Origin of the sequence: Ramlibacter lithotrophicus, from assembly GCF_012184415.1 — a bacterium.
In the GTDB taxonomy this organism is placed as follows: Bacteria; Pseudomonadota; Gammaproteobacteria; order Burkholderiales; family Burkholderiaceae_C; genus Ramlibacter; species Ramlibacter lithotrophicus.
This window is the reverse complement of the sequence record NZ_VTOX01000004.1, coordinates 366,143-381,004: the sequence shown is the minus strand read 5'-3', so window position 1 is coordinate 381,004 and position 14,862 is coordinate 366,143. Positions and strand designations below refer to the sequence as shown.

Below are 14,862 nucleotides of genomic sequence, written 5' to 3'. Positions count from 1 at the left end.
GGGATGCGCGCGCGGCCGTTCGGGGTCAGTGCCGGCGCGGCGGCCGCGGGACCGGGAAGCCGGCGAACTCGCGGATCGTCTGCAGTTCGATGTTGGTGACGATCTTCTCGATGCCCAGCGCGGGGTCGTCGAGCCACGCGCTGATCAGGCGGTGGTAGTTCTCCAGGTGCGGACAGGCGATGCGCACCAGGTAGTCGTAGCGGCCGCTGATCACGTGGCACGCGACCACCTCCGGCGCGGTCGCCATCTTCTTCTCGAAACGCTGAACCACCGGCTGGCGCTGGTCCTTGAGCGCCACCTCCGCGAACACGCAGATCGGCTCCCCGAGCGCGCGCCGGTCGATCACCGCGCGATAGCCCTCGATGACGCCCTGGGCCTCGAGCTTGCGCACCCGGTTGAGGGTGGCCCGCGCCGAGAGGTTCACCAGTTCGGACAGCGACTGGATGGTGGCGCGGCCGTCGCGCTGCAGTGCATCGAGCAACACGAGGTCGGCGCGATCCAGTTCCATGCGCTAGATGGTCTTCACGGCCGCCAGCCGCCGCATCAGCTGCTGCACGATGTCGGTCTGCATGTCGCGGTACAGCAGGTTCTCCTCGGCTTCCTTGGCCAGCACCGCCGACTCGCTGAAGCTGATGTCGCGCTGCTGGAGCAACTCGGTCTCGGGGATCAGCTCCTTGCCGGCCGGCGTGCGCAGCCGGAACCGCACCCGCGTGCGCAGCTGGAACTCGCGTACCTGCCCGCTCGCGCTCAGGCCCACCACCACCTTCTCGCGCTGGTCGGCCAGCAGGTCGAACACCACCTGGGCGGCCGCCTGGGCCGCGGGGTCGTCGACCACGCGCACGCTGTCGCCCGACGCGATGCTGCGGCGCAGTTCCCTGCCGAGCGCGGAATTCGGCGGCGCCGCCACGTAGATCGAGCTGAAGGCGAACCGCGGGGCCTGCCGCAGCTGGAAGCCACAGCCGGCCAGCGCCGCGGACGCGGCGGCGACGAGCAGCGTGCGCTTGCGGACCATCAGACCACCACGTTCACCAGGCGCCCCGGCACCACGATCACCTTGCGCGGCGTCGCGCCGGCGGCGAACTTGGCGAAGTCGGGGCTGGCCGTCGCGATCCGCTCGATCTCCTCGCGGCTGGCGCCGGCAGGCACCCGCACCGATCCGCGGGTCTTGCCGTTCACTTGCAGCACCAGCTCGATCTCGTCCTGCACCAGTGCCTGCTCGTCGACCTTCGGCCACGGCGCGTCGAGCAGCTCCCCGTGCTCGCGCGTGTAATCCAGCTCGGTCCACAACGACTGGGCGATGTGCGGCGTCACTGGATACAGCACGCGCAGCAGGATGCCGAAGCACTCGCGCACCGCGCCGTCGGCGCCGGCTTCGCCACCGCCCTTGAAGTCCTCCAGGGCGTTCAGCAGCTTCATCGCGCCCGAGACCACGGTGTTGTACTGCATGCGCTGATAGTCGTAGTCCACCTGCTTCAGCACGGTGTGGACTTCGTAGCGCAGCGCCTTGGCCTGCTTGCCCGCCGCTGCATTCGCGCCGGCCGGCTGCGCCGCGACCTTGACGCCGAAGTTCCACAGGCGCCGCAGGAAACGGAACGAGCCTTCCAGCGCGGCGTCGTTCCATTCCAGCGTTGCTTCGGGCGGCGCCGTGAACATGGTGTACAGGCGCGCCGTGTCGGCGCCGTACTTGTCGATCAGGTCCTGCGGATCGACGCCGTTGTTCTTGGACTTGGACATCGTGGTCCAGCCCTCGTACGTCACCGGCAGGCCGTCGGCCCTGGCCGTCGCGGACAGCACGTTGGCGTGCTCGTCGCGCACGATGTCGAGGTCGTGCGCCCAGTAGTACTGCTTGCCGGCCTTGTCCCCGGTGCGCGAGAAGGCCTCGTTGAGCACCATGCCTTGCGTGAGCAGCCGCGTGAACGGCTCGTCGACCTTGACCAGGCCGAGGTCGCGCATCACCTTGGTCCAGAAGCGCGCGTACAGCAGATGCAGGATCGCATGCTCGATGCCGCCGATGTACTGGTCCATCGGCATCCAGTAGTCCGCGCCTTCGGCCACCATCGCCTGGTCGTTCTTCGGATCGCAGTACCGCATGTAGTACCAGGACGAGTCGACGAAGGTGTCCATGGTGTCGGTCTCGCGCCGGGCCGGCTTGCCGCACACCGGACAGGTGCACGCGAGGAAGTCCTCGCGCCTGTTCAGCGGATTGCCGGAGCCGTCCGGCACGCAGTCCTGCGGCAGCACCACCGGCAGGTCCCGCTCCGGGACCGGCACGGCGCCATGCTCGTCGCAGTGGATGATCGGGATCGGTGTGCCCCAGTAGCGCTGGCGGCTGATGCCCCAGTCGCGCAGGCGCCAGGTCGTCTTGAGTTCGCCGAGGCCCTTCTGCTGCAGGTGGTGCGCCACCGCCGCCACGGCGTCCTCGTACGAGAAGCCGCTGAAGATGTCGGAGTTGATGGTGACGCCGCGCTCCTTGTCGGCGTACCAGTCGTTCCAGTGCTTGTAGTCGTAGTGCTCGCCGTCGACGTGCACCACCTGCATGATAGGCAGGTTGTACTTCAGCGCGAACGCGAAGTCGCGCTCGTCGTGGCCGGGGACGCCCATCACGGCGCCGTCGCCGTATCCCATCAGGACGTAATTGCCGACCCAGACGTCGACCGGCTCGCCGGTGACCGGATGGAAGACCACCAGGCCCGTCGGCATGCCTTCCTTCTCGCGCAGCGCCAGTTCGGCCTCGGTCGTGCCGCCCTTCTTGCATTCGTCGATGAAGTTCGCCAGCTTCGCGTTGGTGCGCGCGGCGTGCGCCGCCAGCGGATGCTCAGGCGCCACGGCGACGAAGGTCACGCCCATGATGGTGTCGGCGCGCGTGGTGAACACGTACATGCGCCCGTCGCCGATCAGGCGGCCGTCGAAGTCGCGGATGCCGTGAGTGAACGCGAAGCGCACGCCCTCGCTCTTGCCGATCCAGTTCTCCTGCATCAGCTTGACCCGCTCCGGCCAGCCCGGCAGGCGGTTGCGGACGTGGTCCAGCAGTTCCTCGGCGTAGTCGGTGATCTTGAGGTAGTAGCCGGGGATCTCGCGCTTTTCCACCACCGCGCCGGTGCGCCAGCCCTTGCCGTCGATCACCTGCTCGTTGGCCAGCACCGTCTGGTCGACGGGGTCCCAGTTGACGACCTGGGTCTTGCGGTAGGCGATGCCCTTCTCCAGCATCTTGAGGAACAGCCACTGGTTCCATTTGTAGTAGGACGGATCGCAGGTTGCGATCTCGCGCGACCAGTCGATGGCCAGTCCCATCGCCTGCATCTGCTTCTTCATGTAGGCGATGTTGTCGTACGTCCACTTCGCCGGCGGCACGCCGTTCTTGAGCGCCGCGTTCTCGGCCGGCAGGCCGAACGCGTCCCACCCCATCGGCATCAGCACGTTGTAGCCGTTCATGCGCAGGTAGCGCGTGAGCATGTCGTTGATGGTGTAGTTGCGCACGTGCCCCATGTGCAGCTTGCCGCTGGGATACGGCAGCATGGAGCAGGCATAGAACTTCTTCTTGCCGGCGTCCTCGGTCACGCGGTACGCGTCGGCGGCATTCCACGCCGCCTGCGCCGCGCGCTCGACGTCCGAAGGGGTGTATTTTTCTTGCATAGGAAGGGTGCCGGCGCGATGGGCCGGCCTCTCGTCCGATTCTACGGGCGGCTCACCGGGCGGGCGCGGCGATGCCCGACGGCTCCGCGACGAAGCCGATGCGATTCAGGCCCGCCTGCTGCGCGGCCCCCATCACCTCGACGACGCGGCCATAGGGAATGCTCCGGTCGGCGCGCAGCTGCACCTCGGTATCCGGGTTGCGCCGCGCCGCCTGCGCCAGCCGCTCCGCGAGCTCGCCGGGCGGCAGCGGCCGGTCGTCCAGGAACAGCCCGCCCGACTGGTCGAGCACCACGGTGACGAACGCCGGCGCCTCGTTGGGGGTCGCGGCGTCGGTGCGCGGCAGGTCCAGGCGGATCGAGCTGGCCAGCAGCGGGGCGGTGATGATGAAGATGACCACCAGCACCAGCATCACGTCCACCAGCGGCGTGACGTTGATCTCGCTCATCGGCTGCGGGTCCTGGCGGCGCTCGAGTCGGCCGAAGCTCATGGAGGGGTCTCGACGCCCCCCACCGCGACGGGCGGATGGGTCAGCAGTTCGCGCAGGTCGCGCGCGAAGCCTTCGAGGTCGGCCTCGATGCGGCCGATCAGGCGGCCATAGACGTTGTAGCCGAGCACCGCGGGGATCGCCACCGCGAGCCCGGCGGCCGTCATGATCAGCGCCTCCCCCACCGGCCCGGCGACCTTCTCGATGGTGATCTGGCCCTCCGCGGCGATGGCCGTCAGCGCGTGGTAGATCCCCCAGACGGTGCCGAGCAGCCCGATGAACGGAGCCGTGGCGCCCACCGTCGCCAGCAGCACCTGCCCGAACTGGAGCTTGTCGAGGATGCGGTGCAGCGCGTCGCGCAGCCGGCGCGTGAGCTGCTGGGCGCGGTCCCCGGCCGCCGCCAGGGAGCCCGCCGGCTCGCCCGCCGTCGCGGCGATCAGCGGCAGCACGAGCGACTCGCGGTCGAAGGCGCCGACGGTCTGCCGCGCCTGCTCCAGCGAAGGCGACTGCCAGAAGGCGGCCGTGCTGCGGCCGACGTCACGCGTGGCGCGCCGCAGCAGCCAACCCTTCCAGAAGATCACGACCCAGCTCGCGACCGACATCGCCAGCAGCAAGGCGGCCACGAACCGGGTGACCGCGTCGCCTTGCCCGAACAGTTGCAGCAGGGTCATCGTCTGGTGATCCGAAGGCCCGGCGCGGCGCCGCGTCAGCGCAGCCCGAGGACGTCGAACATGTCGAACAGGCCGCTGCCGCGTCCCGCCAGGAAGCGCACGGCGCGCAGGCTGCCCTGGGCGTAGGTCGCGCGGCTCGACGATTTGTGCGTGATCTCGATGCGCTCGCCGGTGCCGGCGAACAGCACGGTGTGGTCGCCGACGATGTCGCCGCCGCGGATGGTGGCGAAGCCGATGGACGACGGATCTCGTTCGCCGGTGACGCCGTGGCGTTCGTACACCGCGCAGTCCTTCAGGTCGCGGCCGAGCGCCTGCGCGATCACCTCGCCCATCTTCAGCGCCGTGCCTGAGGGCGCGTCCACCTTGTGGCGGTGATGGGCCTCGATCACCTCGATGTCGTAGCCGGTCGCCAGCGCCTGCGCCGCCATGGCCAGCAGCTTGAGCGTGACGTTGACGCCCACGCTCATGTTGGGCGCCATGACGATCGCGATGTCGCGCGCGGCGTCGGCGATCTGCTCCTTCTGCCCCTCGGTGAACCCGGTGGTGCCGATCACCAGCTTGACGCCCAGCTCGCGGCAGGCCCGCAGGTGCTCCATCGTCCCTTCGGGCCGGGTGAAGTCGATCAGCACCTGCGCCCGCGCCAGCGCGGCACGGACGTCGGCGACGACCGCCACGCCGCTGGCGTGGCCGAGGAAGGCGGCGGCGTCGTTGCCCAGCGCGGGACTGGACGGAATGTCGAGGGCGCCGGCCAGCCGGCAGTCGTCGGAGGCGCGCAGCGCCTCGATCAGCATGTGGCCCATGCGGCCGGTGGCGCCGGCGACGGCGACCTGGTGCTGGCGCTCGCGATCAGCCATGGGCGCCTTCAGCGGGTGACCGGCTCGAGCGGGGGGTAACTGGCCGACGCCGGCGCTTCGGCCGGCGCGCTGGCCGCCTTCGCCGGCGGCTGGGCCGCCGGGAACTTCCTGAGCTGCTCCTCGGTCGCCTCCAGCACCGGCACCTTGGCGCCCTTGCGCTTGTTGTCCAGCGTGGCGACGAACTCCGCTTCGGTCGGCATCTCGTCGCCCTCGAAGCGGTCCAGCACGTCGCCCTTGAAGAAGACCGCCAGCCTGCGCACCTGGGACTGCACGCCGTCGCGCTTGATGGTGAAGACGTAGTCCCAGCGGTCGGCGTGGAACACGCTGGTGACCAGCGGCGTGCCGAGGACGTCGCGCACCTGCAGGCGACTCATGCCCGGACGCAGCGCCGACACCTGCTCGCGCGACACGAAATTGCCCTGGACCACCTCGACCTTGTAAGGCGCGATGGATCCAACCACCCGCTGGCTCATCGAGTTCAGGGAGCCGCAGCCGCCGGCCGCGGCCGCGGCCACGAGGGCGAGGCCGATGCGGCAGGCGCGGAAAATGGATGCGGACATGGGAAAAGCCGTAGCGATATGATCGAATGATTGTAGCGGCAGGCCCTGCGCGGCCCCCCTGCGCCACAGCCATGTCCAACATCGACGAACTCAAGAGCACCGGCCTGAAGGCCACCTTGCCGCGGCTGAAGATCCTCGACGTCTTCCGCAAGGGCGGGCAGCGGCACATGACGGCCGAAGACGTCTTCCGGGTGCTGCTGGAAGAACGTTCGGACATCGGCCTGGCCACCGTCTACCGGGTGCTGACGCAGTTCGAGCAGGCCGGCATCCTGAGCCGCAGCCACTTCGAGAGCGGCAAGGCCGTCTACGAGCTCAACGAAGGCACCCACCATGACCACATGGTCTGCCTGGACTGCGGCCGCGTCGAGGAGTTCTACGACGCCGAGATCGAAAAGCGGCAGCACGACGTCGCCCGCACCAAGGGCTTCGCGATCGCCGACCACGCCTTGAGCCTGTACGCCCACTGCACCAAGAATCCCTGCCCGCACCGCGCCGCCGGCCACCCGGTCGAGCCCGGCGAGGCGCCCGGTGCGGCCGACGGCAAGGGCTGAAACGGCGGACGGCGGGTCAGCGCCGGCGCCGGCCGGTCACTTGTCCTGCTCCATCGCGCGGCGGTGCCGCTCGACGAACTCCTGGTAGGTGTCCACGCCGCGCAGCTGCAGGATGGTGTTGCGCACGGCCGCCTCCACCAGCACGGCGATGTTGCGGCCGGCCACCACCTGGATCACCACCTTGCGCACCGGCACGCCCAGCACGTCCTGCGTGAGCGGCTCGTACGGCAGCCGCTCGTACTCGCGCTCCATGGTCTCGCGCCGCACCAAGTGCACGATCAGCTTGAGCCGCATCTTGCGGCGCACGGCAGTCTCGCCGAAGATCCCGCGGATGTCGAGCAGGCCGATGCCGCGCACCTCCAGCAGGTTCTGCAGCAGCTCGGGGCAGCGGCCCTCGATCGTGGTCTGGTTGATACGGTAGAGATCGACGGCATCGTCGGCGACGAGCCCATTGCCGCGCGAGATCAGCTCCAGCCCCAGCTCGCTCTTGCCCAGCCCGGACTCGCCGGTGATCATGACCCCGAGCCCCAGGATGTCCATGAACACGCCGTGCATCGAGGTGCGCTCGGCGAAATGCTTGGACAGGTAGGCACGCAGCACGTCGATCACGAAGGCCGACGGCTCGTGCGTGGAGAACATGGGAATCTGCGCCCGCTCGCACATCGACAGCAGCGCATCCGGCGCCGTCTGGTTGTCGGTGAGCACCAGCACCGGCGGCTCCAGGGTCACGATGCGCGCGATCCGGCGGCCGCAGTCCTCCGCCGTCCCGTTGGTCAGGTAGGCGATCTCGCGGTGGCCGAGGATCTGCACCCGGTAGGGGTGGATGTAATTGAGGTAGCCGACCAGGTCGGCGCCGGATCGCGCGGCCCGCACCGCGACCTCGTCGAAGCGGCGCTCGGAAGCGCCCAGGCCCGCCACCCACTCCCACTTGAGCTGGGCGCGATGATCTTCGAAGAGAACGTCCGCGCTGACGACGGTCGGCTTCACGGCGCTGGTTGGGCGGACTGCCAGGTGGCGATCAGCTGGTGGAGTTCGGCCGCGTCGGTGCAGGCCTTGATCTTCTCCCGCAGCGGCGCATCGCTCAGCAGCTCGGCGATCTCCGAGAGGATCTCCAGGTGCTTCTGCGTCGCCGCCTCCGGCACCAGCAGGAAGATCAGGAGATTGACCGGCTTCTCGTCGGGCGCGTCGAAACCGATCGGCTGCTCCAGCCGGAACAGCGCCGCCATCGGCGCCTTGAGTCCCTTGATCCGCCCGTGCGGGATGGCGACGCCGTGGCCGAGCCCCGTCGAGCCGAGGCGCTCGCGCGCGAACAGGCTGTCGGTGATCAGCGCCCGCGACAGGCCGTGCAGGTTCTCGAACAGCAGGCCGGCCTCCTCGAAAGCGCGCTTCTTGCTGGTCGCGTCGACGTTCACGAGCACTTGGGCGGCGGGCAGGATGGACGCGAGGCGATTCATGGTTTCGGGGGTTTTCCATTATGCACCGCGGGTGCCGGGTGCACCGGCCCCGGCCATGGCCGGCGCCCGGCTCAGCCGTGAACGGGCGAAAAAAAGCCGCCAGCGGCGGCTTGGCTCTGGCGAGGCGGCGCTCAGCTCAGGCGCTTCTGGGTCTCGTGGTGGTGGTCCTGCATCCGGCTCTTGTGCTTCCACACCTGGCGGTCCAGCTTGTCGACCAGTTCGTCCAGCGCGGCGTACAGGTCTTCATGCGAACTCTCGGCGAACATGTCGTTGCCCTTGACGTGAATCTTGCATTCAGCTCGTTGGCGCCTTTCCTTTTCCTTCTGCTTTTCCACCGTCAGCAGCACCTTGATGCCGACGACCTGGTCGAAATGACGAGTGATCCGATCAAGCTTGGTGGTCACGTAATTCCTCAGTGCCGGGGTGACTGCGAGATGGTGACCGCTGATCGTCAGGTTCATGAGTAGCCTCCTTGTTGCGCTCTCTCTGGTTGAACTGCCCGGCCTTGGGGGCCGCGCGCCGGAACCGGTATCTCTCTGTCTCTGGGGTCGACCCACTATGCGCCCCGCCAGGTCGAAAAGCAATCCAATTCCGTGAGGCCTGCAGGCCCACGTGAAACGCTTTGTCGGTCGGCCCGCCGCCGGGTAGGATGTGGAGTTGGAGCAAGGTCGCGGACGCGCAAGGCGCCGGCGCCGAAACCGGTGTTCCAAAAGCAAAGCGGCCCCTCGGGGCCGCTTCCGTCGTCTGCCGCGCCCGGTCAGCGCATGAGCCAGGCCGCAGCCGGATCGGGATGGTTCCAGCCGCCGCGTGCGCGCGGATGAGCCTGCGCGCCAGGGCGCTCGAGATTGGCATGCTCGGTGCGCTCGCTCATGGGCTTGTCGCGCGGCGTGTCCGAGGTGCGGTTCGGGGACTTGGGTTCCTTGTTCATGGTGCTCTCTCCGTGCGATCAGCTGCCGCTGTCGTTGGCGGCGGGTTTCTGGCTCTGGGGTTGCGCGGCGCGCACTGCGTACCGGCTGGGGAACGGCCAGGCGCGGGCCGTACGGCCCCGGGGCGCATCGAAAGTCGATCCCTTGCCGTCGTTCGGGGCCGGCCGGTAGCTCGTAGCGCTTGCGTTCGGTGCGGTCGCCAGCTGGATCATGGAAAACTCCTTGGGTGCCCCACTCCCTGTCCGGGGGCGGGAATGGACAAGAGCAAATTTAGGGGCTGCGCCTCAACCGGTATGTCGGACAGGTCGACGCTCAGCTGTAGGATTTGTCCTGCGCACTCTGTAGGGTTCGCGAAGCCCCCAGCTGCTGAGGCCTGCCGAAAATGGGCGGCATGCCACCTCCAACCCCCGTGCCACCCTCGGGCCTGAAGCCGGCTCGGCTCGCCCGAAGCGAGCGCGTCCTGCTCCTGGTCGACTTCGTCAACCCCCTGGATTTCCCCGGCGGCGAGCACCTGGCGCCGGCCGCCGTGGAAGCCGCGCGGGCCACGGCGGCGCTCAAGCAGCGGCTGGCCGGCCAGGGCGTGCTCACCATCTTCGCCAACGACAACTACGGGGTGTGGCAGTCCGACTTTCACAGCCTCGTCGCCACCTGCCTGGGCATGCAGGGACCCGCCGGCGAGATCGCGCGGCTGCTGTACCCGCAGGCGGACGACCTCACCATCCTCAAGCCGCGCCACTCCGCCTTCTACGCCTCGCCCCTGGAGCTGCTGCTGCGCGAGATGCAGGCGCGTGAACTGGTGATCTGCGGGCTGGCCACCGACATGTGCGTGCAGCTGACAGCCGGCGACGCCTTCCTGCGTGAATACGAGGTCTGGGTGCCGTCCGACTGCACCGCCGCCGAGTCTGCGCAAGCGAAGGCGGCCAGCCTCGCCTACATGGCCGACGTGCTCAAGTGCGACACGGCCGAATCGACGACGGCGCGGCGTGACCGCCCGGCCCGGGAAGCCCGTGCCTGATTTCGGCGCGCTCTTCTCGATCGGCGTGCACCCGCTGGAGCTCGTCGTCCGCGGCACGGTGATGTACTGGTTCCTGTTCCTGCTGTTCCGCTTCGTCCTGCGGCGCGACGTCGGCTCCATCGGCATCGCCGACGTGCTGCTGCTGGTGCTGATCGCGGACGCCGCGCAGAACGCGATGGCGGGCAGCTACGAGTCGATCACCGAAGGCTGTCTTCTGGTCGCCACGATCGCCGGCTGGAACTGGCTGGTGGACTTCGCGACCTGGCGGTTCGCGAGCCTGCGCCGCGTGCTCGAGCCGCAGCCGCTGCCGCTGGTGCGCGACGGTCGGCTGTTGCGCCGCAACATGCGACGCGAGTTCATCACCGTCGAGGAGTTGATGTCCCAGTTGCGCGAACATGGCCTGGACTCGCTGGAACAGGTCAAGGCCGCGACCATGGAGAACGACGGCCAGATCAGCGTGATCCGGCGCGACGGCGCGAGCCCGCCCGTCCCCTCGGCCCGGAAGCACCCCCCGGGCTGAAGCCGGTTCCGCCGGGCATCTTCTTCCCCTACCATTGCGGCCGAGGAGAGCGCGGGCAGCCGCCGGCGCGGGGCATGAGCCTGGAAACCATCATTCACGCGGGCCTGACCCGGCCCGGCCGGCCAACGCACGCGCTCGTCCTGATGGGCGGCGGCGCCCGGACGGCCTACCAGGTCGGCGTGCTGCAGGCCCTGGCCTCGATGCTGCGGCTGCAGAACGGCGCGGCGGGCCGCTTTCCGTTCCAGGTGCTGGTGGGCACGTCGGCGGGAGCACTCAATGCCGCCTACCTGGCAAGCGCCGCGTCGACCGGGCTGCACGCGTTCGACCACCTGGCGCAGTTCTGGCACGGCCTGCGATCGCCCCACGTGTACGACCTGCGCCTGCCGGCCTGGGTGCGCATGAGCCGCGTCGCCGCCGCCCTGGCACTGTGGCGCCGGGCGCAAGGGCATGGCGCCATCCTCGACACCATGCCGCTGGTCGACACCCTGCACCGGAACATTGCGCTGGGGGGCATCGACGAGTCGCTGCAGTCCGGCGCCATCGACGCGGTGGCCGTGACGGCGTCCAGCTACACGACGGGCGTGCACTGGACCTTCTGCCATGCGGCGCGCGACCGCAGCGCGGAGATCTGGAACCGCCCCGGCCGCCGGGCCGAATTCCAGCCCCTCACCATCGAGCACCTGATGGCTTCCAGCGCGATTCCGTTCCTGTTCCCCGCGACGCCGCTGTGGGTCGACGGCCGGCGCGAATACTTCGGCGACGGCTCGATGCGCCAGATCTCGCCGCTGTCGTCGGCGCTGCACCTGGGCGCCCACCGCGTGCTCGTGGTCGGGGTGGGGCAACCACAGCGCTCCGGGTTCGGCGAAGCGAATGCCGGCGGGCCGGCGCGCCAGCCGACGTTCGGCGGCATCGCCGGCCACGCCATGGCCAGCGTGTTCCACGACACCTTGCAGGCGGACGTCGAACAGGCCCAGCGGGTGACCCGGACGCTCCGCCAGCTGCCGCGCGAGGTCGCCGGCGTGCTGCCGTATCGCAGCGTGGAGGTGCTCGCCATCCAGCCGTCGCAATCCCTCGACGCCCTGGCGCAGGGATCGGTCGGCGAGCTGCCCGTGCAGCTGCGGCGTGCGCTACGCGCGCTCGGCGCGTTGCGCGGCGGCGGCGCGATGGCCAGCTACCTGCTGTTCGAGCCGCGCTTCGTGCAGTCGCTGATGCAGCTCGGGGCGCAGGACGCGTACGCGCGCAAGGACGAACTCCTCGCTCATTTCGAGGTCGTCACGGCATAATCCTGCGCCAATGCTCAACGTCTTCACGCTCGCCAACGGCCGGCTCTTCCAGGAGGAGATCGAGTCGCTGGAGGAGCTCTCCAGGTTCCAGCCGATCTGGGTCGACCTGGAGGCGCCGAGCGTCGAGGAAAAGCGCTGGATCAAGCAGTACTTCGGCCTGTCCATCCCCGAGGACGCGATGGACGAGGACATCGAGGAGTCAGCGCGCTTCTACGAGGAAGACAACGGCGAGCTGCACATCCGCAGCGACTTCCTGATCGCCGACGACGAAGAGCCGCGCACCGTCCGCGTCGCCTTCATCCTCAACCTGATGAACGACGCCCTCAAGAGCAAGGGCGTGCTGTTCTCGATCCACGACGAGGACGTGCCGGTGTTCCGGCTGCTGCGGCTGCGGGCGCGGCGGGCGCCCGGGCTGATCGAGGACGCCAGGGAAGTGCTGCTGAAGCTGTTCGACGCCGACGCGGAATATTCCGCCGACGCGCTCGAGGGCATCTACGACGAGCTGGAAAAGGTCAGCCGCCAGGTGCTCGCGGGCGAGGTGACCGACACCCTGGCCGGCGAGGTGCTGGGCGAGATCGCGCGCCAGGAAGACCTGAACGGCCGGATCCGCCGCAACGTCATGGACACGCGGCGGGCCGTCAGCTTCATGATGCGCAGCCGCATGCTCAGCGCCGGCCAGTTCGAGGAGGCGCGCCAGATCCTGCGCGACATCGAGTCGCTGGACAACCACACCGCCTTCCTGTTCGACAAGATCAACTTCCTGATGGACGCGACGGTCGGCTTCATCAACATCAACCAGAACAAGATCATCAAGATCTTCTCGGTGGCCAGCGTGGCGCTGCTGCCGCCGACGCTGGTCGCGAGCCTGTACGGGATGAACTTCCGCCACATGCCCGAGCTGGACCAGGCCTGGGGCTATCCGTTCGCCCTGGTGCTGATGGTCGCGAGCGCGCTGGTGCCGATGTGGTATTTCCGCAAGCGCGGCTGGCTGCGCTGACCCGGATCGCTTGATCTGCGACAACGGCCGGCTTCGCGCCGCGGCCGGCGGGTTCTCTCGTCTCTATAGTGGGACGCACAAGAACGACGGGGCTCACCATGGCTTTGCAAACGACGACGGCCGCACCCTGCGCCCGCCGCACCGAAGTGCTGCGGCGGCTCGCCGCCCTGGCGGCGCTGGCCTCCGCCACAGTCGCCTGGGGTGCCGGTGGCCACCACGCGGTGGACGATGCCGCGATCCTGGACGAAGGCGCCTGCAAGGTGGAAAGCTGGATCGCGCGGGGCGGCGGCGAACGCCTGCTGCACGCCGGGGCCGGCTGCCGCGTCGGCCCGGTCGAACTCTCGGCCGGCGCGGACTACGCCCGCGCAGCCGGCAGCAGCGCCACAGGTTACGGGCTTGCAGCCAAGTGGGCCACCGAGGCGGCGACCGGCGTCAGCCTCGGCGTCGTGCTGGCGCCAGTGTGGCAGGCACGCGTGCGGCCGCGCTACCAGGGCAGCACCGTGCTGGCGCTGGCGACCTGGGCGCCGCGCGACGACCTGTCCCTGCACTTCAACCTCGGCCGGGACTTCCTGCACCGGGCCGGCGACCAGGCGCGCCATGGCGCGTCCGTCGAGTGGACGCCGCAGCCGGACTGGACGCTGGTCCTGGAACGATTCCGGGCCGAGCAGACGCATTTCCTGCGGGCCGGTGCCCGGTGGACTTTCCGCGAGGGCTGGAGCATCGACCTGAGCCGGGCGCAGCGCCTGAGCGGCCCCGGCGCGTCCGACTGGACGCTGGGCGCGACATGGGAATTCCCGCGATGAGGCCAGGCGCGGCGCGGCCCTAGAATCGCCCCACCGACGCACCATGCGGGCGGCATCGCCGCCGCACCTGCTGTCCTGGATCCGCAAGAGACGCCCAGCACGCCCATGACTCACCTGTCGCCGCCACGCCGCTGCCTGCCGCACTTCCTCGCCATGACCGGGCGCGCCGCGCTGCCGCCGCAGTTCCCGGCCCGGGCCGGGTCGCGGCCATGAGCGCCGCCCCCGCAGCAACCCCGGTCATCGGGGTCCTGGGCGGCAGCGGTGTCTACGACATCGCGGGCCTGGCCAACAAGCGCTGGGTCAAGGTCGACTCGCCGTTCGGCGAGCCCTCGGACGAACTGCTGTTCGGCGACCTCGACGGCCAGCGCATGGTGTTTCTGCCACGGCATGGGCGCGGGCACCGGATCGCGCCCCACGAGATCAACTTCCGCGCCAACATCGACGCGCTCAAGCGCAGCGGCGTCACCGACCTGGTCTCGGTCAGCGCCGTGGGGTCGCTGAAGGAGGAACTGCCGCCCGGCACCTTCGTGCTGGTCGACCAGTTCATCGACCGCACCATCGCGCGCCACAAGAGCTTCTTCGGCACCGGGATGGTGGCGCACGTGTCGCTCGCGCATCCGGTGTGCAGGCGGCTGGGCGACCATCTCGAAGCGTCCGCCTCGGCCGCCGGCATCAGGACGGTGCGCGGCGGCACCTACCTGGTCATGGAGGGCCCGCAGTTCTCGACCAAGGCCGAATCCGAGTTGTACCGGTCCTGGGGCTGCGACGTGATCGGCATGACCAACATGCCCGAGGCCAAGCTGGCCCGCGAGGCCGAGATCTGCTACGCCACGGTGGCGATGGTGACGGACTTCGACTGCTGGCATCCGGGCCACGACGCGGTGACGGTGCAGCAGATCATCCACGTGCTGCTGGCGAACGCCGACAAGGCCCGTTCGCTGCTGCACGACGCGGCGGCGCGCATCGGCGCCGACGGCGCGGCGCCCGCCTGCGGCTGCCGCCACGCGCTGGACCACGCCCTGATCACGGCGCCCGAGGTGCGCGACCCCGCCGTGCTGGCGCGGCTGGATGCCGTGGCCGGTCGCGTGCTGCGGCGATGACGCCGGGCGGC

At 69.4% G+C, this 14,862-nt stretch carries 19 protein-coding genes; 7 read left to right on the top strand and 12 right to left on the bottom strand.

The features are described 5' to 3' along the window. Positions 1 to 25: 25 nt before the first annotated feature. The 7 genes from RAMLITH_RS14265 to RAMLITH_RS14235 are packed head-to-tail and all read right to left on the bottom strand — an operon-like array spanning position 26 to position 6,202. Positions 26 to 508: an Lrp/AsnC family transcriptional regulator gene (locus RAMLITH_RS14265; protein ID WP_168108076.1), complete on the bottom strand. Its 483-nt coding sequence runs from the start codon at positions 506 to 508 to the stop codon at positions 26 to 28. A 3-nt stretch (positions 509 to 511) separates the two neighbouring features. Next, the gene (locus RAMLITH_RS14260; RefSeq protein WP_168108075.1) at positions 512 to 1,012 is read right to left on the bottom strand and encodes an LPS-assembly lipoprotein LptE; all 501 of its coding nucleotides are present in this window, start codon (positions 1,010 to 1,012) and stop codon (positions 512 to 514) included. Then, positions 1,012 to 3,633, bottom strand: coding sequence for a leucine--tRNA ligase (leuS, locus tag RAMLITH_RS14255; RefSeq protein ID WP_168108074.1), 2,622 nt, complete (start codon positions 3,631 to 3,633; stop codon positions 1,012 to 1,014). Before leuS ends, RAMLITH_RS14260 begins: the two co-directional genes overlap by 1 nt. 52 nt (positions 3,634 to 3,685) lie before the next feature. Continuing rightward, positions 3,686 to 4,120, bottom strand: coding sequence for an ExbD/TolR family protein (locus RAMLITH_RS14250; protein WP_168108073.1), 435 nt, complete (start codon positions 4,118 to 4,120; stop codon positions 3,686 to 3,688). Beyond that, complete coding sequence (locus RAMLITH_RS14245; protein ID WP_168108072.1) at positions 4,117 to 4,788, bottom strand: MotA/TolQ/ExbB proton channel family protein; 672 nt, start codon at positions 4,786 to 4,788, stop codon at positions 4,117 to 4,119. The genes RAMLITH_RS14250 and RAMLITH_RS14245 overlap by 4 nt, the downstream gene beginning before the upstream one ends. A 35-nt stretch (positions 4,789 to 4,823) precedes the next feature. After that, a complete protein-coding gene (gene dapB, locus RAMLITH_RS14240; protein WP_168108071.1) occupies positions 4,824 to 5,642 on the bottom strand; it encodes a 4-hydroxy-tetrahydrodipicolinate reductase in 819 nt (272 codons plus the stop codon). Positions 5,643 to 5,650: 8 nt separating this feature from the next. Further along, positions 5,651 to 6,202, bottom strand: a complete 552-nt coding sequence (locus RAMLITH_RS14235; RefSeq protein ID WP_168108070.1) for an outer membrane protein assembly factor BamE — start codon at positions 6,200 to 6,202, stop codon at positions 5,651 to 5,653. A gap of 71 nt (positions 6,203 to 6,273) precedes the next feature. On the opposite strand from RAMLITH_RS14235, the gene fur reads away from it, so the two are divergent. Beyond that, on the top strand, positions 6,274 to 6,753 hold the full coding sequence (fur, locus tag RAMLITH_RS14230; protein ID WP_168108069.1) for a ferric iron uptake transcriptional regulator: 480 nt from the start codon (positions 6,274 to 6,276) through the stop codon (positions 6,751 to 6,753). 36 nt (positions 6,754 to 6,789) lie between these two features. Here fur and hprK read toward each other — a convergent pair whose 3' ends face one another. From hprK to RAMLITH_RS14205, 5 genes are all read right to left on the bottom strand, one after another. Further along, positions 6,790 to 7,740: an HPr(Ser) kinase/phosphatase gene (gene hprK, locus RAMLITH_RS14225; protein ID WP_168108068.1), complete on the bottom strand. Its 951-nt coding sequence runs from the start codon at positions 7,738 to 7,740 to the stop codon at positions 6,790 to 6,792. Further along, entirely contained in the window at positions 7,737 to 8,207 is a 471-nt protein-coding gene (locus tag RAMLITH_RS14220; RefSeq protein ID WP_168108067.1) for a PTS sugar transporter subunit IIA, read from the bottom strand. Before RAMLITH_RS14220 ends, hprK begins: the two co-directional genes overlap by 4 nt. A gap of 131 nt (positions 8,208 to 8,338) precedes the next feature. Continuing rightward, a complete protein-coding gene (hpf, locus tag RAMLITH_RS14215) occupies positions 8,339 to 8,668 on the bottom strand; it encodes a ribosome hibernation-promoting factor, HPF/YfiA family (protein WP_168108066.1) in 330 nt (109 codons plus the stop codon). Between the two features lie 296 nt (positions 8,669 to 8,964). Further along, the gene (locus tag RAMLITH_RS14210; protein WP_168108065.1) at positions 8,965 to 9,135 is read right to left on the bottom strand and encodes a hypothetical protein; all 171 of its coding nucleotides are present in this window, start codon (positions 9,133 to 9,135) and stop codon (positions 8,965 to 8,967) included. An 18-nt stretch (positions 9,136 to 9,153) separates the two neighbouring features. Continuing rightward, positions 9,154 to 9,345: a hypothetical protein gene (locus tag RAMLITH_RS14205; RefSeq protein WP_168108064.1), complete on the bottom strand. Its 192-nt coding sequence runs from the start codon at positions 9,343 to 9,345 to the stop codon at positions 9,154 to 9,156. A 179-nt stretch (positions 9,346 to 9,524) separates the two neighbouring features. Here RAMLITH_RS14205 and RAMLITH_RS14200 point away from each other — a divergent pair, with 179 nt between their 5' ends. From RAMLITH_RS14200 to RAMLITH_RS14175, 6 genes are all read left to right on the top strand, one after another. Continuing rightward, positions 9,525 to 10,148, top strand: a complete 624-nt coding sequence (locus RAMLITH_RS14200; protein ID WP_168108063.1) for a cysteine hydrolase family protein — start codon at positions 9,525 to 9,527, stop codon at positions 10,146 to 10,148. Beyond that, positions 10,141 to 10,668: a DUF421 domain-containing protein gene (locus tag RAMLITH_RS14195; RefSeq protein ID WP_337786153.1), complete on the top strand. Its 528-nt coding sequence runs from the start codon at positions 10,141 to 10,143 to the stop codon at positions 10,666 to 10,668. The genes RAMLITH_RS14200 and RAMLITH_RS14195 overlap by 8 nt, the downstream gene beginning before the upstream one ends. Positions 10,669 to 10,742: 74 nt before the next feature. Continuing rightward, on the top strand, positions 10,743 to 11,951 hold the full coding sequence (locus tag RAMLITH_RS14190; RefSeq protein WP_168108062.1) for a patatin-like phospholipase family protein: 1,209 nt from the start codon (positions 10,743 to 10,745) through the stop codon (positions 11,949 to 11,951). 10 nt (positions 11,952 to 11,961) lie between these two features. Continuing rightward, positions 11,962 to 12,948 (top strand): magnesium/cobalt transporter CorA, encoded by a 987-nt coding sequence (gene corA / locus RAMLITH_RS14185; RefSeq protein WP_168108061.1) that lies wholly within the window; start codon positions 11,962 to 11,964, stop codon positions 12,946 to 12,948. 98 nt (positions 12,949 to 13,046) lie between these two features. Next, positions 13,047 to 13,751, top strand: a complete 705-nt coding sequence (locus tag RAMLITH_RS14180) for a hypothetical protein (protein WP_168108060.1) — start codon at positions 13,047 to 13,049, stop codon at positions 13,749 to 13,751. A 209-nt stretch (positions 13,752 to 13,960) separates the two neighbouring features. Next, positions 13,961 to 14,851 (top strand): S-methyl-5'-thioadenosine phosphorylase, encoded by an 891-nt coding sequence (locus RAMLITH_RS14175; RefSeq protein ID WP_168108059.1) that lies wholly within the window; start codon positions 13,961 to 13,963, stop codon positions 14,849 to 14,851. Positions 14,852 to 14,862: the final 11 nt, after the last annotated feature.